Raw genomic sequence first — 17,651 nt, 5'->3', positions numbered from 1 at the left:
CCGTCCCGCCGCGACCACCAGCGCCCCACGCGCGGCCGCCGCCAACCACCGCCGTCGGGCACCTCCGACCAGGGCACCTCAGACCCGGGCACCTCAGACCCGGGCACCTCCAACTCGGGCACCTCCGACCGGGCCGGCGCCGGCAGCAGCCGCACCGCAGCGGCCAGGGCCAGAGCCACCACCGCCGCCGCGAGCAACAGCAGTGACGGCCGCAGCTCGGCCACCGGACGCAGCAACGCGACGGCGAGCACCGGCACCAGCAGACCAGCGGCCACCGTCCGCACCGCCGCGCCGCCGACCAGCCGTGCCGCACCGAGCGCGGTCAGCGCGACCAGCAGCAGTGGCACCCCGGCCAACAGCGGGGTGCCCGCGGCACGGCCGAGCAGCAACGGCACCAGGGCGCAGCCGGCGGCACCGGTGAGCGCGACGACGTGCCCGGTCCCGGCCACCACACGACCGGCCAGCTGAGCCGTCCCCGGTCGGCCGCGCAGCGCCGCCACCACGGCCAGTTCCAGCAGCGCCACCCCGAGCAGGACCAGGGCCCAACCAGCCGCGTCCGGCCGCGCCTCGGCGGCAAGCAGCGGCAGCACCGGCTGAGCGCCCAACAGCGCGGCGAACCACGGCCCGGTCAACCCACTGAACCGGCCGTACGCCACGGCGACCGCCGCGCTGACGCCCCCGACCAGCGCGCCGTACCGCGAACCCGGCCAGTCGGCCACCCCGGCCAGGTCCACCGACCAGGCCGCGTAACCGTCCAGCACCACCAGCAGCAGCCCCACCGCGGCGAACGTCTCCGCCGTGCCGCCCAACCCCCGGCGGACCGCCAGCAGCGGTACGGCCAGCGCGAGCGCGGTGAACGCCGCCAGGATCAGCGCCCGGCCACCGACCCCGACCGCCGCCCAGGCGACGGCCGTGAACACCACCGCGGCGGAACCCAGCAGGAGTCCACCGAGGACGAAGAGCAGACCCTGGACCGTCCGGGTCGAGGTCTCCGCCGCCCCCGGCGCCAGGTCGGTCACGACCGTCGGAGCACTGCGCGGCACCGGCCCGACGACGGGCGCCGCGACCCCGGCGCGGACGACCGCCGCCAGCTCCGCCCGACGGCGCGACACGGCCGTCAGCCGACCGGCCAGCTCGGTGTACGTCCGACGAGCCTGCTCCACCTGCGGCTCAAGCTCGGCGACCTCCCGGCCCAGCCGGACCACCTCGGCGGCGACCGGGTCGGGCGCCCGGCGGCAACCGGTGCAGCCGATGCTCAGGTCAGCCGGGGCACCGCAGGCGGGGCAGGGATAGCGGGTGTCATCCACCCGCACATCATCGAAACCCGACCGGGTCGCGGCCCAGAGTGCGCGTACTCACGGTCGGGTGTGCTCGTGTACCCAGGTCGCGTAGCCGGGGTCACCACTCTCCACCCTGGACACCAGGATCTCCGGCACCTCGTACGGATGGTTGACCCGGATCTGGTCGACCAACGCGGAGAGCCGGTCCGGGGCGGTCTTGAACTGCACCGACCACTCGGTGCTGGTCTCCACACCGGACCGCCACCAGTAGGTGCTGTCCACCTGACCGCCGACCTGGGCGCAGGCGGCGAGCCGCCCGGCGACGGCCGCGGCCGCCAGCACGTCGGCGACCGAACGCGCATCCACCACCGTCGTCACCACGCAGATCTGGTCCACGACCGCACCCTACGCGGCGCCGTCCCCCCCGAGCCCGCTTTTCGTTCGCGCCTGCGGGGCTCCGCTCCGCTGCACTCCTCGCCCTCACCTGAGCCCGCTTTTCGTTCGCGCCTGCGGGGCTCCGCTCCGCTGCACTCCTCGCCCTCACCTGTTGGCCTCGATCCAGGCGTCGATCCGCGCCCACCAGTCGTAGAGCCAGTCGATGCGCTCCTGCCGGTCGACCGGAACGTCCTCCGGAGGCACCGACCAGAACCGCATCACGATCCGCTTGTCCATCGGCAGTTCGCGCCACACGTCGGCAACGGTGAGCATCCGGTCCAGGCCGGTGTGCGCGACGAAGATGGCCCCGGCGTCCGGGGCGGCGTCGAGCGCGGCGAGCATCCCACCGGGCTGCGGAGCGAGCACGTGACGCATCCGTTCCGCACGCAGCGCCATTCGCTCCAGCCCGAGCGAACGCAGCCGGGCGATGGCGCGCAGCCGCCGCTTGGGGGTGAAGTTGCCGCCCTCCGGGAAGATCACGAACGCGTCGTTGTCGTCCAGGCCGTCGGCGAGCTGCCCGACCTGGCGTACCGTCTCCTCGCCGCGCTCCGGTGTCGGCGCGATGAACCGGTTGGGCAGCCGGTTGAGCAGCACGTCGATCGCCGGATCCCACTGGAGGCTGTCCTTGAGCACGATCCGCGGCTCGCGGTTGAACCAGTTGACCAGCCCGTGGATCAGGATGAACGAGTCGCCCGGCCCGGCGTGCCGGCAGAGCACCACCTCCGGTCGGCCGGGCAGCGCGGTGTCCGGATCGGTGCCGACCACGTCGATGCTGAGCCGCAACGCCCAGCGGGCCTGCCAGAACAACACCCGCAGGAACCAGCCGGCCAGCACGTAGTGCGCGCGTTGGAAGGCCGGTGACCGGGTTCGCCAGCCGAAACCGGAGGCCACCCAGAGGACGAACAGCGCGAGCAGCGCGGCGGCGTCCCACACCAGGTAGACGCAGCCGATCCAGAACAGCCGCAACGGACGGAACCGGCCCGGGACCAGCGGCGAGGCGGCCCCGGCCAGCAACGCCCAGACCGGCAACGTGGTGACCACGAGGAACGCCAGCAGCACCACGGTGGGGGCGATCAGCAACCGGCGTAGCCACCTGGGGGGAAGTGGCATCAGCGTTCCACGTGGGTGGCGAGGTAGCGGCGGGAGGCGGTGTACGCCCGGCTGATCCGCCGGCCCACGGCCGCCATGTCCCGGTACGCCCACGGGGTGTCGTCGCGCGGGTTCAGCCCGCCGGTCGGCAGGACGTGCACCTCCACCCCCTCGGGCAGCGCCGCCAACTCCCGGAAGAAGCGGTGCCGGCGGGATATCTCGAACGCCACCTGGGCGATCTCCCACGGGCGTCGGGGCGGGGTCAGCTCGCGTTCGATCCGGCCCACCTGAAGGACGAAGATGCGGCCGGCGCCGGCGGCCACCGCCTCGCCGATGGGGATGGAGTTGACGATGCCGCCGTCCACATAGTGCGCGCCGTTGATTTCCATGGGTGGAAGCAGCCCCGGCACCGAGGCCGACGCCAGCACGGCCGGCACCACCGGTCCGCTGTCGAACCAGTGCTCGGCGGCCCGCTCGATGTGCGCCGCGCAGCAGCGGAACGGCACCCGCAGGTCGGCGAACGTGGTGTCCACGCCCAGCTCGGATTCGAGCAGCCGGCGCAGCGGTCGGGGCGAGTGCAGATGGGTACGGGCGGCGAAACGACGCAACTGCCGGGCGACGGAATCGCCGTACACCTCGCTGGCCTCCGGCGACGCCCAGAGCCGGACCAGCCGGTCGGTCACCGCCTCGGACGGGTCGGCGGCGACCAGCGCACCGTTCACCGCGCCGATCGAGGTGCCGAGCACCATGTCGGGTCGGATGCCGGCGCGGAACAGGGCCCGCAGCATGCCCACCTCGACCGCGCCGAGGACTCCCCCGCCACCGAGCACGAACGCCACCGGTCCCCCCGCCATGCCTCTCATCCTGGCACGGGCCCGCCGCCACCCGGCATTCGGCGCAGGGCAGGTGCCGCCCGTCGACGGCGGGCGGGACGCCGTTGACAGCCAGGACACATTCGCGCAACCTGATACCGCTCCCACCCCGAGGCAGGTGCGATCCGTGAAGGCAGCGCTGCACCCGGGCCGGTTACTGGCCCGCAGGTACCGGCTTGTCGACCAGATCGGCGCCGGCGGCATGTCGGTCATCTGGCGTGCCCGCGACGAGGTGCTCGACCGGGTCGTCGCGCTCAAGGTGCTCGCCCCGTCGTTGGCCGCCGACGCCCGCTTCCGGGACATGGTGCGCGAGGAGGCCCGCGCCGCCGCCCAGTTGGTGCACCCGCACGTCACCTCGGTGCACGACTACGGCGAGACGGTCGACCCGGACGGCTCCATCACCTCGTTCGTGGTGATGGAACTGCTCAGCGGCGAGGAGCTGGAGCTGCGGCTCACCCAGGGGGCCCTGCCGTGGGCCGAAGCGGTCGAGGTGGGCGGGCAGATCGCCGACGCGCTGGCCGCCGCGCACCGGCTCGGCATCGTGCACCGCGACATCACCCCGGCCAACGTGATGATGACCGGGATGGGCGTCAAGGTGCTCGACTTCGGCATCGCCACCCGGATCGGCGCGCCGGACGAGGACGAGGACGGCGGCACCTTCGGCACCCCCGCGTACGTGGCGCCGGAACGGCTCGACGGCGCCCCCGCCCAACCAGCCAGCGACGTGTACTCGCTCGGCGTGCTGCTGCACGAGGCGCTCACCGGCCGGGTGCCGTACCCGGCGGACACCTGGGAGCAGCTCAGCGCCGCGCTGGCCGGCGGCCCGCCGCCGACCCTGGCCGACCTGCCGGAGCTGCCTTCGGCGGTGGCCCGGATCTGCCTGCGCTGCCTGTCCCGTGACCCGGCCGACCGGCCGACCGCACGACAGGTCGCCACCACCCTGCGTGAGCAACTGCTGCCGGCCGAGCCGCCGGCCGCCGCCCCGGTGTCCACCATGGCCCTGGCACCCCAGCCGGTCCCCGGACCGACAGCGGCGGACGTGCCCGATCAGGGCGCCGTACCTGCCGACAGCGGGTCGGAGCGGTCGCCTCGACGGGTGGCGCTGCTGCTGGCTCCGGCGGTCCTCGCGGTCGGTGTGACGCTGGCCGGGGTGGCCCTGCTGCCCGACCAGCGGCCGACGCCTCGGACGCAGCCGTCGACCGGTCCCGTCGCGCCGCCGCCGTCCGACCCGCCGGTCGCCGGGTCGTCTAAGCCTCCGGCCGCGTCACCGTCGACACCCCCGGGCACCCGCTCGACCACCTCGGATCCCGGCACCCTGGTCGAGGCCGCCAACCGCGTCGACCGGTTGATCGGCGACGGGCTGAACGCCGGGGAGATCCGCTCCGACGTCGGCCTCGACCTGCGCAACGAGCTGCGCAACCTGACCGCGGCGGTCGGCTCCGGCCGGAACGAGCTGGCACCGCCGGTGGCCCGGCTGCGCGAGAAGGTCGCGGTCCGTCTCGGCGAGGGCGGCATCAGTCCGGCGTACGCGCAGCGGCTCGACGTCGCCATCGCCGAGCTGGGCGTGGCCCGGGTCTGACCCCGGCCACGGTCGCACCAGGACGGATCAGCGGGCCGCCACCCGGGCCGGTTCGCGGATGTCGTACCGGCTGGCGGCGAAGCGTCGGTAGACCTCCTCGTAGCCGTACGACATCCGCTCGACCGAGAAGCTCTCCGCGACGTGCGCCACGCAGTCCTCCGGGTCGAGCTGCTTCGCCGCCCGCAACGCCGCCGGGAGGTCGTCCGGCCCCTCGCACACCAGCCCGGTCACCCCGGGCTGGACCAGCTCCCGCACCGCACCCCGGTTCAGGGCGACCACTGGAGTCCCGGTCGCCATCGCCTCCAACATGACCATGCCGAACGGCTCGTCCCACTGGATCGGCATGATCAGGCAGCGGGCGTCGACCAGCATCCGCAGGGTCTGCGCGCGGTCGGCGTTGAGCACGACGGTCACGTCGTCGTCGACCAGCGGCGCGACGACCTGCTCGTAGTAGCGGCGTTCGGCGGGTTCGTTGCACTTGCCGGCCAGCAGCAGCGGCAACCCGGCCTCCCGGCACGCCCGGATGGCGACGTCCGGGCCCTTGTCCGGGCTGAACCGCGCGAGCCACAACACCGGCCCGGAACCGGGTTCGGTCTTGCGCGGCAGACCACGGATGTCCAACGCGTTGTGCACCGTGCCAGCCCAGGGCAGGCCGGGGTTCAAGCCGCGCTGCGCGTGCGAGATGGCCACCAGGGCGACGCCCCGGTCGGCATCGGCGAGCACGTCGCCGTACTCCCCCACCGGGTTGCCGTGCACGGTCGCGACCGTCGGAACGGCCCGGCGGCCGGCGACCAGCGGGCCGATCGTGGTGTGGTCGTGGATCACGTCGAAGTCGGCCGCGGTGATCCGCCGGTTCACCCGGGCCAGGTGGGCCAGCTCCGGCAGCGACTCGCCGAGCCGCTCGTACTGCACCTCCGCGACGGTGGAGACGAAACCGCCGGCGGCGGTGCCGTGCTCACCGCCGGCGCCGAACAGGGTCACCGCGTGCCCATGCCTGGTCAACGCGTCCACCAGGGCGGCGACCACCTGCTCCAGCCCGCCGTAGCCGGGCGGCGGGACGGACAGCCAGGGCGGGACCACCATCGCGATGCGCAACGACCGCTCGTCCGGGCGGTCGGCGGGCGGGTGGTTCACGGCCACGAGTCCTCCCCGTTTGTCCCCGGTCCGGTGTCGCCGCAGGTCGGCGTGGTCCGCGGCGGTTTCCCCGTGGCGTCTCCGGTAAACCGGACAAGACGGACGCTCACCCGCCGACCAGGAGCTGGTCGTGAACGACCCGCACTCCCGGCGCGGACCAGGCCACCCGCTGGACCTGGTCGCGTTCCCACCACGAGCGGACCACTCCGGCGAGGACCAGGGTGTCGCCGTCCACCTCGACGCTCACCCGCTCCGCGCCGATCGTGCGCAGCAGCGCGCGCTGGACGTCGTGCCGCAGCCGGTCGCCGGGCGGCGGCGCCGACGGGCGTACCTCGACCAGGTTGGTGATGCCCCGCACCCCGTCCAGACGGCGCAACTCCCCCTCGGCTGCGCGGCGCTGCCACCCGAACTCGACCTCACCGCGCAGCACCAGCCAGCCGTTGGCCACGGTCACGTCCAGCCGCTCGGCGGGCACGAAGCTGTCCCACTCCAGCGCACGGGACGCCGCGATGGCGATCTCCGCGTCGGTACGACCCGGTGTGCCCGTGAGCCGTACCTCGATCTCGTCGGCCACCGCCCGTACCCCGCGCACCCGCTGCGCGCAGCGGGCCGCCGCCCACCTGCGGGCGACGCTGTCCACGAACCCGCTCAGGGTGACCACCCCCTGGTCGACGGTCACGCCGATCTCGTTCGGTCGCAGCCGCGCGTCCCACGCGAGCTCGGCCAGGACGTCGCGCTGGATCCGCTGGTCGTCGCGGACATCGACCACCCCGGTCATGGCATCCACCCCCGTACCCGTCGCGCCTCGTGCACCGAACCTGCCGGGTGTACGGGTGACGGCGGTTCACCCGATCCGGGTGAACCGCCGTCCGAACGGAAAGGAGCGGCGGGTGACGGAGCCAACCCCCTTGGCCCCGCCACCCGCCGCCGGAGGGAGGAGGCAGGTTCTGGTGTTAGGACGTCTCGGCGAGCGTCACGGTTGCCGTCTTCTCGACACCGTTGCGCTTGTACTGCACCTCGACACGGTCGCCGACCTTGCCGGCCTGCACCGCCCCGACCAGGTCGTCCGAGTCGTTGATCACCTTGTCGCCGAACCGGGTGACGACGTCGCCCCGCTGGAGGCCGGCCTTCTCGGCGGCGCTGCCCGCGGTGACCGACGCGACGAGCGCGCCGCCGCCCTCGGCCTGGTTGACGCCCACCCCGAGCGACGGGTGACTGACCTTCTCGCCGCGCTGGAGCTTGCCCGCGACGTCCTTGGCCTTGTTGCTGGGGATGGCGAACCCGACGCCGATGTTGCCGGTGCTCTGCCCGGAAGTGGCGATGGCGGTGTTGACGCCGATCACCTCGCCCCGGGTGTTGACCAGCGCGCCGCCGGAGTTGCCGGGGTTGATCGGGGCGTCGGTCTGGAGCAGGCCGGAGATGGAGCTGACGGCCTGGCCCTGCTGGCTCGGGTCCTGCTGCCTCGGGTCCTGCGGCTGGCTCTCGCCGGCGCGGATGGTGCGGTCCCGGGCGCTGAGGATGCCCGAGGTGACCGAGCCCTGCAGGCCGAGCGGGCTGCCCAGGGCGAGCACCTGGTCACCGACCTGCATGGCGTCGCTGTCCCCGAACCGTGCTGCCTTGAGGTCGCTCACCCCGTTGGCCTTCACCACGGCCAGGTCGGTCTTCGGGTCGGTACCGATGATCTTCGCGTCGGCGCTCTTGCCGTCGGCGAAGACAACCCGCACGGTGTCACCAGCGGCGGAGGCGACCACGTGGTTGTTGGTGAGCACGTACCCCTCGGCGCTGAGCACCACCCCGGAACCCTCGCCGCTGTCGGTGGTGATCGAGACGACGCTGTCCTGCACGGACGCGGCGATCTTCGGCAGATCGGCGCTGTTGAGCACGGGTGCCGCGGAGTAGGTGCGGGTGACGCCGCCGCTGTCGCCGTCCAGGGCGAGCGCGAGCGCCCCGCCGGCCACGCCGGACCCGAGCATCAGGGCGAACACCGCGACACCGGCGCCGGCGAACTTGGCGATGCGGCCCGGCCGGGGACCGCTACCGGGCGGCGCGACCTGCGGACCCCACGGCGGAACCGGCTGCCCCGGCTGCTGCGCGTGCTGCTGGTGCGGGTACGCCATGCCCGGCTGACCCCCGCCGGCCCAGCCGGACTGCTGCTGGCCCGGGTACCAGGGGGCGCCGGGGTACCGGCCGGCCGTCGGCTGCGGGTAGCCGTGCTGGCCGGGCGCCGGGTGACCGGAGACCGGGTAGGGCGGGGCGGAAGGGGTGGCGGCGGTCGGCGGCTCGTACCCCGTCGGCTGCTGCCCGGCCGCCGGCTGGCCGGCGTACGCGGTGGTCGGCGCGTCGGACCCGGTGGTGGCGGCGGGTGCGGTCGGGGTGGCCGCGTCACCGGTGGTCGAGACAACCGGGACGGGAGTGGTCGGGGAGTCGGACTGCGCGCGCTCGTCGCGTGGCAGCTCGGCGGTGGGGTGCGACGGCTCGGCGTCGGTGGGGGCCGGCCGGCGCTGCGGGTCGGACTCGAACTCGGTCATGTCACTACCTTCTCCCCGCGCACTGCGATCAAGCTGGAACCGTCCTGGAAGTTGGCTGAAAGTCACTCACCGGTCTCGTCGGTAGGTGGCAGAAGGGGCAGCCGGACCCGGAAGGTGGCCCCACCGCCGGGCGTCTCGGCCACCTCGACGGAGCCGTGGTGGGCGGCCACCAGAGCCGCCACGATGGCCAGGCCGAGCCCGGTGCCGGTGTTGCCGTCGGCGCGGCGGGTCCGCGCCGCATCGGCCCGGTAGAACCGCTCGAAGACCCGTTCCGCCTGCTCCGGGGAGAGACCCGGGCCGGTGTCGGCCACCTCCACCACGGCGAGGTTCCCCTTCTCGGCGCGCAGCCGCAGGCTGACCTCGGCGTCCGGCGGGGTGTGGGTGAGCGCGTTGGTCACCAGATTGCCGATGACCTGCCGCAGCCGCGCGTCGTCGGCCAGGACCACGAGCGGGCCCGATCCGGGCTCGATCTCCAGGTCAATCCGTCGATCCGGAGCCATCGCCCGGGCGGCGTGCACCGCGTCCGAGGCGAGCACCGGCAGCTCCACCGGCGCCAGGGAGAGCGGCCGTTCCCGGTCCAGCCGGGCGAGGAGCAGCAGATCCTCCACCAGCAGCCCCATCCGGGCCGCCTCGTCCTCGATGCGGCGGAGCAGGCCAGCGGTCTCCTCCGGGGCCCGCGCCGCACCCTGCCGGTACAGCTCCGCGAAGCCACGGATCGTGGTCAGCGGGGTCCGCAGCTCGTGCGACGCGTCCGCGACGAACTGCCGCATCCGCTCCTCGGAGCGCCGGGCCCGCGCCTCGGACGCCTGGGCCGCGGCAGCCGCGTCCCGGGCGGCGCTCTCCGCCCACCGCGCCGCGGTCTCCGAGGCGGCTCGGGCGGTGAACGCCGCCTCGATCTGGGTGAGCATCGCGTTCAGCGCGCGGGACAGCCGGCCCAACTCCGAGGTGGGATGCTCCTGGCCCTGCTCCGGGTCGGGAACCCGGCGGGTCAGGTCACCGCCGGCGATGGCGGCGGCGGTCTGCTCGATCTCGACGAGCGGCTTGAGGCTGGTCCGGACGATCGCCGCGCCGACCGAGGCCAGCATGATCAGCACCGCGCCGCCGACCAGGAGGTCGATCCAGACGAGCTGCTTCACCGCCCGGTCCACGTCGGTCAGCGGTTGCCCCACGGCGAGCACCGAGCCGTCACGTTGGGCTGCGTAGTACACCCGCCACCGGGTGAGGCCGTCGTGGGACACGACGGTCCGCGGCTCGCCCTCCAGCTCCTCGAAGCCCGCCCGGCTGCTGGGAAAGGCGGGCAACTGCTCGGGGTCGAGGCTCAGGTTGTCGTACTTGGCCGCGTACACCTGCTGCTCGTCGGCCAGCGACACGACGTAGTCACTGGGCAGCATGGCGTTGACCTCACCGCTGCGCAGCTTCGGGAGCAGCTGACCGAGGCCCTGGGCGGTCGACCTGATCTGCCCGTCCACCTGCCCCTCGAGGTAGTTGCGGAGGAAGTAGGCGGTCAGCGAGCTGATCACCAGCAGCGCGACGGCTACCAGCGCGAGCACCGAGGTGACCAGCTTCACCCGCAGCGGCACGCTGCGGACCCGCCCCTTCGCCTGCTGGACCCGGTTCACGCCGCCGGCTTGCGCAGCACGTACCCGACGCCGCGCAGGGTGTGGATCAGCCGCGGCTGGGTGGTGTCGACCTTGCGCCGCAGGTACGAGATGTAGGACTCGACGATGTTGTCGTCGCCACGGAAGTCGTAGTTCCAGACGTGGTCGAGGATCTGCGCCTTGGACAGCACCCGGTTGGCGTTGAGCATCAGGTAGCGCAGCAGTTTGAACTCGGTCGGCGAGAGCTGCACCCGCTGCCCGGCCCGGTGCACCTCGTGGGTCTCCTCGTCCAGCTCCAGGTCGGCGAAGGTGAGCCGGGACGGGGCCTGCTCGCCGGTGGTGGTGCGGCGCAGCACGGCGCGGATCCGGGCGGTCAGCTCCTCCAGGCTGAACGGCTTGGTGACGTAGTCGTCGCCGCCCAGGGTCAACCCACGGATCTTGTCGTCGGTGGCGTCCCGCGCGGTCAGGAAGACCACCGGGGTACGCGTCCCGCCCTCGCGGAGCATCCGGATGACCTCGAAGCCATCCAGGTCCGGCAACATCACGTCGAGCACGACCAGATCGGGCCGGCGGTCCTTGGCGGCGTTCAGGGCCGCGCTGCCGCTGGTCGCGGTGGCCACGTCGAAGCCCGCGAACCGCAGGCTCGCGGAGAGGAGTTCGAGGATGTTCGGGTCGTCCTCGACGACGAGAAGTCGCGCCTCGGTCTGGGTAGCGGGCATGGGCCCATCATCGGTGACCTCACTGCGCCGGCGCTGGATGCTCGCTGGAAAAAACCTGTGAGTCGTCGGCCGCCCCGGGTCGGCCGGCGACCTCGGTCAGCGCAGCAGGCGGCGTAGCCCGTCGAGGGCGCCGTCGAGCAGCCGGATCGCCGTACGCAGTTGGGTGTCGCTGAACTGCCGGGCCCGCGCCAACCGGCCGACCTCGGCGCTGAACGCGGCCAGCCGCTGGTCGAACTCGTCGAGCAGTGCGGCGCGCGGCCCGTCGTCCGACGTCGTCCGGGGGGGCGGCGGGGGCGCCTCCCACCGCGCACGCCGGGTCTGCCGGGTCGCCTCGCTCAGCTCCCGCTTGAGGTCGCGTACCGAGCCGCGTACCTCGCTGCGGATCTCGCCGGCCAGGGTGGAGAGGTCCGCCACCGAGGCGGCGATGTCCGCCTCCAGCGCGGCCAGCTCGGCGGCCCGTTGACGCAGCTCGTCGCGACCGGCGTCGGTGATGTCGTACGTCTTCCGGCCACCGGCCGCGGTGTGGCTGACCAGCCCCTCGGCCTCCAGCCGTTGCAGCCGGGGGTAGATGGTGCCGGCGCTGGGCGCGTAGAGCCCGAGGAACCGTTCCTCCAGCAGGCGGATCAGCTCGTAGCCGTGCTTGGGGCCGTCGTCGAGGAGCTTGAGCAGGTAGAGCCGGAGCCGTCCGTGGCTGAACACGGCGGTCACGGCAGCTCCTCCCCATCGTCGTCGACCGCTCGGGCGAGCAGGGCGATGCTCCCCGAGGTCGCGGAGGCCCAGAGCTTACCTTCGCCGTCGCCGAGCACCCCCTCGCCGCTCGGCATCGGGAACGTCGAGCTGCGCACCTGCGGGAACCCGCTGGTGATCCGACCGGAGGCGGTGTTCAGCCGGACGGCGAGGTCGCTGTCCTGGCGGACCCGGACGGTGATGCTGCCCGAGATGGTGCTGAGCCGGATCTCGCTACGTCGGGGATTGTCCAGGTCGCAGGTGATGGCACCGGAGACGGTCTGCGCCCGCACCCGGTCGGCGGCGCTGTCGGCGAGGATCACCTCCCCGGAGACGGTCTCCAGAGTGAGGTCGCCGCGTACGCCGAGCGCCTCCACCGGCCCCGAGGTGATCTTCGCGGAGGTGGTGCCGCCCAGCCCCATGAGGGCGATCTGACCGGCGGCGACGTGGACCGTGGTCTGCCGGCGCAGGCCGGAGGCGACCACCGAGCCCGCGCCCAGTCCCAGGTCGGCGAGGACGTCGGCGGGCACGGCGACGGAGACGTCCACCCGCGGGTAGCGGTGGATCGCCCGGAACCACCGCAGGACGTCCGACCAGCCCCCACCACGTTCCTGACGGATGCTGAGCCGGCCGTCGGAGTGGTCGACCAGCACCGGCCGACGGCCGACCTGGGTGATGTCGATCCGGGTCGCCGTCGGTGGCGACCACGTTGATGCGTCCGCTCACCAGACGGACGTCCAACCGGGTGACCGGGCCGTCCACGGTGAGCCGCTGCGGGCTGTCGACCGTCCATCCGGCCATGGCGTCCTCCCCTTGACGACGCGCCGACGCGCGCCCTACGGGGAGACACTAACGCGATACATCGCGACACACAAGGCTGTCACGAGTCGTCGGGTGAAGGGCGCGATCCTGATCGGGATCCTGACGTCCACCGTGCTGGCGGTCATCGTGGAGGCGGTCGCCAACATCGGCCGTCGTTCGTCGACGGGAAGCCCAACCCGAAGGGCTGGGCGCTGAACGTGCCGGAGCTGCCGAAGACGGTGGTGGACGTGCCGGACCTGTCGCTGCTGGGCAACTTCAACGTGTTCGACTCGTGGGGCCGCGCCGGGTGGGTGGTCGTGCTGATGTTCGTCTTCACCCTGCTGATCACGGACTTCTTCGACACCATGGGCACGATGGTGGCCGTCGGCCAGGAGGGTGGCCTGCTCGACGAGCGCGGTACGCCGCCGAAGGCCAGGGAGATCCTGCTGGTCGACTCGATCGCGGCGGCGGCCGGCGGCGCGGCCAGCACCTCCAGCAACACGTCGTACATCGAGAGTGCCGCCGGTGTCGGGGAGGGTGCCCGGACCGGCGTGGCCAGCCTGGTCACCGGCGTGCTCTTCCTGTTGGCGATGTTCCTCGCGCCGCTGGTGGTGGTCGTGCCGTTCGAGGCGGCCTCGACGGCCCTGGTGGTGGTCGGCTTCCTGATGATGACCGCGGTGCGGACGATCGACTGGTCCGACTACGAGATCGCCATCCCGGCGTTCCTCACCATCGTGCTGATGCCGTTCACCTACTCGATCTCCAACGGGATCGGCGCCGGCCTGATCACCTACGTGGTGGTGAAGTTGGCCCGGGGCAAGGCCCGGGAAATCCACCCGCTGCTGTACGGGGTGGCCGCGCTGTTCGTGCTGTACTTCCTGCGCGGGCCGATCGAGTCCCTGGTGCTCTGACGCACGTCCGGGCGGGGAGTCGAACCGGATTTCCCGCCCGGAACAGCACAAACGTCCTCGTGAGCCTGGTCATAACAAATGTCGTTAGCCAGGCTCATTAGTTAAGCTAACTAACGTGACGGAGCGGACGGTGACGGCGAAACGCGTGCCACCGGCGCAGCTGGCTCCTCAGCTGCGAGATGCGATCACCCGACTCAACCGGCGGGTCCGCCAGGCGCGACCGGTCGGCGACCTCACGGTCACCCAGGTTTCCGCGCTCACCAGCCTGCGGCTGGCGGGCGGGATGACGCCCCGGGAACTGGCCGATGTCGAGCGGGTGCAGCCACCGACGATGACCAAGATCGTCGGGAAGTTGGAGGACCGCGGCCTCGTGCGGCGGACCCCCCATCCGACCGACGGGCGGCAGGTCATCCTCGCGGCGACCGAAGGAGGGCAGGCCGTGCTCGACCAGTTCGAGCGGGCCCGCGACGAATGGCTGGCCTACCGGCTGGCCGCGCTCGACGAGGACGAACGGGAGACCCTGCAGAGGGCCGCCGAGATCCTTCAGCAGCTCGCCCGCGCCTGAGTCACGCCCGCGCCACCGGGCCGTGCCGTCACCTGTCGATGACGCGTACGTCCGAGGAGGCGCACCAAGAGTGCAGGCCAAGCTGAGCACGATGTTCCAGTCCCTACAGGTCCGCAACTACCGGCTCTTCGCAACCGGGCAGCTGATCAAGCTGATCGGCGTCTGGATGATGTTCATCGCCCAGGACTGGCTCGTCCTTGAGCTCTCCGACAACTCGGCGACCGCGCTCGGCGTGGTCACCGCGTGCCAGTTCACCCCGGTACTGCTGCTCACGCTGCTCTCCGGCCGGCTCGCCGACCGGTACGACAAGCGGGTGCTGCTGTTCGCGGCCAACGCCCTCTGGAGCGTGCTGGCGCTCGGCATGGCCCTGCTGGTCCTCACCGACCTGGTGCAGCTCTGGCACGTCTTCGCGTTCGCCGCCCTGCTCGGCACGGCCAACGCCGTGGAGACCCCGGTCCGCCAGGCGTTCGTCTCCGAGCTTGTCGGTACGCCCCTGCTGCCCAACGCGCTGTCGCTGAACGCCGCCGTGTTCAACTCGGCCCGCATCGTCGGCCCGGCCGTCGCCGGTCTGGCCATCGCCGCCTTCGACGTGGGCCCGGTCTTCCTCTTCACCGCCCTCAGCTCGGTTGCTCCCCTGGTCAACGTCGTCCGGATGCGGACGGCCGAGCTGCACCGGGATGCCCTGCTGCCGCGCGACGAGCGGGCGTCCGCGCGGGTGATCGACGGTCTGCGGTACGTGTGGCGCCGACCGGACCTGCTGCTGCCGATGGCGGTCATGTCGGTGATCGGCATGTCGCTGTTCAACTTCCAGCTCACCCTCGCCGCGCTGGCGAAGACCGTCTTCAACACCGGTGCGGCCTCCTTCGGCCTGTTCAGCACCGCCCTCGCCGTCGGCGCGCTGGGCGGCGCGCTCAGCGGCACCGGCCGGCGCAGCCGACCGTCGGTGTGGCTGGTGCTCGGCGCCGCGATCGCCTGCGCCAGCTTCGGCACCCTGGTCGGCTTCGCGTCGACGTACTGGCTGGTCGTGGTGCTGCTGGTGCCGACCGGCTTCTTCATGGTCTTCTTCGCTCAGGCGTCGAACCAGCGGGTCCAGTTGGGTGTGGACGCGGCGTTCCGGGGGCGGGTGATGTCCCTGTGGGTGCTGGTGTTTCTGGGCACGAACCCGGTCGGCGCCCCGCTGATCGGCTGGGTCGCGGAGCACTTCGGCGCTGGCGCCAGCATCTGGATGGGTGGTCTCATCTCGCTGGCCACCGCCCTGATCGCGCTCACCTGGCAGCTGCGCCGCTCCGGTGCCCGGTTGCGCTTCCGGGTGCTCCCGATGCCGCGCTTCTACGTCACCTCCACCGACTGCTGAAGGCGCCGGTCCCGATGAGCGGATGGCGCGGATGCGGCCAAATCGCTGGCGAGGCGGCACGACGGGGCTTAGCGTCGATACGTGGGAGTCGGACGCGCGCTGATGCTGGCCCTGGCGTTCCTCGCCGTGGCCAGCCTTCCGGCGGCGTTCGCGCTGCTGTTCTGCTACGACGAGATCCTCGACCGGGTGGTCTGCGGCTGGTCCGAGTGGCGTGAGCGTCGGCGGGAGAAACGCACCATCGCCCGCCTCGACCGGGCCATCGAAGCCGACGCGCTGACCCGCGACATCGACCTCAGCGAGTTCGATCGGACCGACCGGCGACCCCTGGAACACCTCGCCGCCGACCTGCGGCGCCTCGGCGGCCAGCGGCTCGGCGGGACGGGCCGGTCGATGGTGTGGCACGGCGCGCTGCTCCAGGCGTACGACGACCGGCTCCGGCTGGCGTGCCGCGCCCTCGGCATCACCGAACACCTCGCCGAGTTGGAGGGCGTCGACCAGGAGATCGAGCGGGTGCGGGTCGAGGGCGTGCTGCACGCCGCCGGGCTGGCCCTGCCGGCGGCCCGGGCCGGGCACCGGCAACGGCACCACTGAGCGGCTCGGCAGTTTGCGACTCTTCGTCGCGGTCCACCCGTCCGTCGAGGCGGTCAACCATCTCGGCGCACGGGTCGCCCGGCTGCGCGTCGGGGCGGCGACGGCCGCCGGCGTCAACGTCCGGCTCGCCGACCCGGCCCGCCTGCACCTGACCCTGGCGTTCCTCGGTGTGGTCGAGGCCGCCCGGCTGGTCGAGGTGGAGAGTGCGCTCGGGTTGGCCGCCGAGTGGTTCCGCGACGGCCGGGACTCCGCACCCCGGTTGAGCCTCGGCGGCGGTGGGCGGTTCGGCCGGGACCGGTCCACCGTGCTCTGGGTGGACCTCCGGGGCGATGTCGAGGCGCTGCGCGTACTGGCCCGGCTGATCCGGTCCCGGCTGCGCCACGCCCGGCTGCCGTGCGACGAGAAGCCGTTCCGGCCGCACCTGACCGTTGCCCGGCCCGGCGACCGGATGGCCCTGGCGGACGTCGAGGCCGATGTGACCACGCTGGACGCCTACCAGGGACCGACCTGGTCGGCGACCGAGCTGCTGCTGGTGCGCAGCCACCTCGGCCCTCGACCACGTTACGAGCGGCTCGCCGCCTGGCCGCTCTGACCCGGTGGCACCCGGCCGGTGGTGGCGGAGTGGCTGGTGTGGAGGACCTCGCGGGCCTGTTCGGCGGCGCGGGTGATGCTTTCGCTGATGAAGTCGAGGAAGCGGGCGATGTTCTCCAGGCGGGCGGCGGCGGGGGTGTGCGGGCCGAGGAGGGCGACGCCCTGGCGTGCGGTTTCGACGAGTTGATCGTTGGATCGGGCGCTGGCGATCGTCGCCTGGTAGAAGAGTTCGTCGTCGACGACGTAGCGGTCGCGACGGCGCTCGTCGCGTTCTCGGCGGACGAGGCTCTGGCTCTCCAGGAAGGTGATCGCCTTGGAGATCGACGCCGGGCTGACCTGGAGGCGCTGCGCGAGTTGGGACGCGGTGAGGCTGCCCGAGTCGGTGGTGAACAGGCAGGTCAGCACCCGGGCCGCCATCTTGGTCAGGCCCGAGGCCATGAGGACGGTGGTGAACGTCTCCTCGTACTCGGCGACGGCCCGCGCATCGCGTCCGTGCGGCGGCGGGACTGACTCGGCCGCCCGCGAGGCGGCGGCTCCGCGCCGGTGGGCGCGCGTTCGGTGGCGCGGTGGGCCAGGTCGGCACGATAGCCGGTGGGGCCGCCGTTGCGCATCACCTCGCGGGTGATCGTCGAGGTGGGACGGTCGAGGCGGCGGGCGATCTCGGCGTAGGGGAGGCTGTCGGTCAGCCCCAGCGCGATCTGCTGGCGTTCCTGCTGGGTGAGCCTGCCTCCCGGCATCGCGGTCTCCTCGGTGATCCTGCACGGCGGTTCGGACCGCCTCACCATAGCGTTCACTCACCGTCCATTGCAACGTACGGGTGGCGATCGTTGCATTAGATGCAGGACGGTTGCAACAATCTCATGCGCTTGAACTGCGGA

Annotated in this window: 15 protein-coding genes and 3 pseudogenes; 6 read left to right on the top strand and 12 right to left on the bottom strand. The window is 72.6% G+C overall.

Translation table 11 applies throughout. The features are described from left to right. The 4 genes and pseudogenes from JNW91_RS14435 to JNW91_RS14420 all read right to left on the bottom strand — a co-directional run. Positions 1-1,307: pseudogene (locus JNW91_RS14435) on the bottom strand (SCO7613 C-terminal domain-containing membrane protein); the annotation flags it as partial. Between the two features lie 48 nt (positions 1,308-1,355). After that, positions 1,356-1,676, bottom strand: a complete 321-nt coding sequence (cutA, locus tag JNW91_RS14430; RefSeq protein WP_203175540.1) for a divalent-cation tolerance protein CutA — start codon at positions 1,674-1,676, stop codon at positions 1,356-1,358. 144 nt (positions 1,677-1,820) lie between these two features. Beyond that, the gene (locus JNW91_RS14425; RefSeq protein ID WP_203175538.1) at positions 1,821-2,825 is read right to left on the bottom strand and encodes a 1-acyl-sn-glycerol-3-phosphate acyltransferase; all 1,005 of its coding nucleotides are present in this window, start codon (positions 2,823-2,825) and stop codon (positions 1,821-1,823) included. Continuing rightward, positions 2,825-3,658 (bottom strand): patatin-like phospholipase family protein, encoded by an 834-nt coding sequence (locus tag JNW91_RS14420; protein ID WP_203175523.1) that lies wholly within the window; start codon positions 3,656-3,658, stop codon positions 2,825-2,827. The genes JNW91_RS14425 and JNW91_RS14420 overlap by 1 nt, the downstream gene beginning before the upstream one ends. Positions 3,659-3,803: 145 nt before the next feature. Between JNW91_RS14420 and JNW91_RS14415 the strand changes: the two genes are divergently transcribed. After that, positions 3,804-5,255, top strand: a complete 1,452-nt coding sequence (locus JNW91_RS14415; protein WP_309244358.1) for a serine/threonine-protein kinase — start codon at positions 3,804-3,806, stop codon at positions 5,253-5,255. Positions 5,256-5,282: 27 nt separating this feature from the next. Here the strand turns inward: JNW91_RS14415 and JNW91_RS14410 are convergent, their stop codons facing one another. The 7 genes from JNW91_RS14410 to JNW91_RS14380 form a co-directional block, all read right to left on the bottom strand. After that, positions 5,283-6,338 (bottom strand): glycosyltransferase family 4 protein, encoded by a 1,056-nt coding sequence (locus JNW91_RS14410; RefSeq protein WP_203175545.1) that lies wholly within the window; start codon positions 6,336-6,338, stop codon positions 5,283-5,285. Positions 6,339-6,495: 157 nt separating this feature from the next. Further along, on the bottom strand, positions 6,496-7,167 hold the full coding sequence (locus tag JNW91_RS14405; protein WP_203175518.1) for a BON domain-containing protein: 672 nt from the start codon (positions 7,165-7,167) through the stop codon (positions 6,496-6,498). 175 nt (positions 7,168-7,342) lie between these two features. Then, complete coding sequence (locus JNW91_RS14400; protein WP_203175517.1) at positions 7,343-8,917, bottom strand: S1C family serine protease; 1,575 nt, start codon at positions 8,915-8,917, stop codon at positions 7,343-7,345. Between the two features lie 62 nt (positions 8,918-8,979). Continuing rightward, complete coding sequence (locus JNW91_RS14395; protein ID WP_203175510.1) at positions 8,980-10,536, bottom strand: sensor histidine kinase; 1,557 nt, start codon at positions 10,534-10,536, stop codon at positions 8,980-8,982. Further along, a complete protein-coding gene (locus JNW91_RS14390; RefSeq protein ID WP_203175508.1) occupies positions 10,533-11,234 on the bottom strand; it encodes a response regulator transcription factor in 702 nt (233 codons plus the stop codon). The genes JNW91_RS14395 and JNW91_RS14390 overlap by 4 nt, the downstream gene beginning before the upstream one ends. Positions 11,235-11,330: 96 nt before the next feature. Next, positions 11,331-11,942: a PadR family transcriptional regulator gene (locus JNW91_RS14385; protein ID WP_203175506.1), complete on the bottom strand. Its 612-nt coding sequence runs from the start codon at positions 11,940-11,942 to the stop codon at positions 11,331-11,333. Then, on the bottom strand, positions 11,939-12,613 hold the full coding sequence (locus tag JNW91_RS14380) for a DUF4097 family beta strand repeat-containing protein (RefSeq protein WP_309244357.1): 675 nt from the start codon (positions 12,611-12,613) through the stop codon (positions 11,939-11,941). Before JNW91_RS14380 ends, JNW91_RS14385 begins: the two co-directional genes overlap by 4 nt. Positions 12,614-12,848: 235 nt before the next feature. Here JNW91_RS14380 and JNW91_RS14375 point away from each other — a divergent pair. From JNW91_RS14375 to thpR, 5 genes and pseudogenes are all read left to right on the top strand, one after another. Continuing rightward, positions 12,849-13,672: pseudogene (locus JNW91_RS14375) on the top strand (solute carrier family 23 protein); the annotation flags it as partial. A 115-nt stretch (positions 13,673-13,787) separates the two neighbouring features. Further along, the gene (locus tag JNW91_RS14370; protein ID WP_203175505.1) at positions 13,788-14,237 is read left to right on the top strand and encodes a MarR family winged helix-turn-helix transcriptional regulator; all 450 of its coding nucleotides are present in this window, start codon (positions 13,788-13,790) and stop codon (positions 14,235-14,237) included. Positions 14,238-14,307: 70 nt separating this feature from the next. Next, complete coding sequence (locus JNW91_RS14365; RefSeq protein WP_203175503.1) at positions 14,308-15,591, top strand: MFS transporter; 1,284 nt, start codon at positions 14,308-14,310, stop codon at positions 15,589-15,591. An 81-nt stretch (positions 15,592-15,672) separates the two neighbouring features. Further along, positions 15,673-16,182 carry a hypothetical protein gene (locus tag JNW91_RS14360; protein WP_203175501.1) on the top strand — a complete coding sequence of 170 codons (510 nt, stop codon included), beginning with the start codon at positions 15,673-15,675 and terminating at the stop codon, positions 16,180-16,182. 13 nt (positions 16,183-16,195) lie between these two features. Next, positions 16,196-16,774: an RNA 2',3'-cyclic phosphodiesterase gene (thpR, locus tag JNW91_RS14355; RefSeq protein WP_203175499.1), complete on the top strand. Its 579-nt coding sequence runs from the start codon at positions 16,196-16,198 to the stop codon at positions 16,772-16,774. Here thpR and JNW91_RS14350 read toward each other — a convergent pair. After that, positions 16,744-17,510 (bottom strand): annotated as a pseudogene (locus tag JNW91_RS14350) (helix-turn-helix domain-containing protein). The gene thpR and the pseudogene JNW91_RS14350 sit on opposite strands and share 31 nt — an antisense overlap. Between the last annotated feature and the right edge of the window lie 141 nt (positions 17,511-17,651).

The sequence above is a fragment of the Micromonospora parastrephiae genome (assembly GCF_016802865.1).
Classification (GTDB): Bacteria; Actinomycetota; Actinomycetes; order Mycobacteriales; family Micromonosporaceae; genus Micromonospora; species Micromonospora parastrephiae.
Note: the sequence above shows the minus strand (reverse complement) of the source record. Positions and strands in the feature narration are given on the sequence as shown.

Excerpts from the sequence above, each read along its gene's own strand:
- JNW91_RS14410 (WP_203175545.1), bottom strand. The coding sequence starts at position 6,338 with ATGGTGGTCCCGCCCTGGCTGTCCGTCCCGCCGCCCGGCTACGGCGGG.
- JNW91_RS14390 (WP_203175508.1), bottom strand. The coding sequence starts at position 11,234 with ATGCCCGCTACCCAGACCGAGGCGCGACTTCTCGTCGTCGAGGACGAC.
- JNW91_RS14420 (WP_203175523.1), bottom strand. The coding sequence starts at position 3,658 with ATGGCGGGGGGACCGGTGGCGTTCGTGCTCGGTGGCGGGGGAGTCCTC.
- JNW91_RS14400 (WP_203175517.1), bottom strand. The coding sequence starts at position 8,917 with ATGACCGAGTTCGAGTCCGACCCGCAGCGCCGGCCGGCCCCCACCGAC.
- JNW91_RS14405 (WP_203175518.1), bottom strand. The coding sequence starts at position 7,167 with ATGACCGGGGTGGTCGATGTCCGCGACGACCAGCGGATCCAGCGCGAC.
- JNW91_RS14425 (WP_203175538.1), bottom strand. The coding sequence starts at position 2,825 with ATGCCACTTCCCCCCAGGTGGCTACGCCGGTTGCTGATCGCCCCCACC.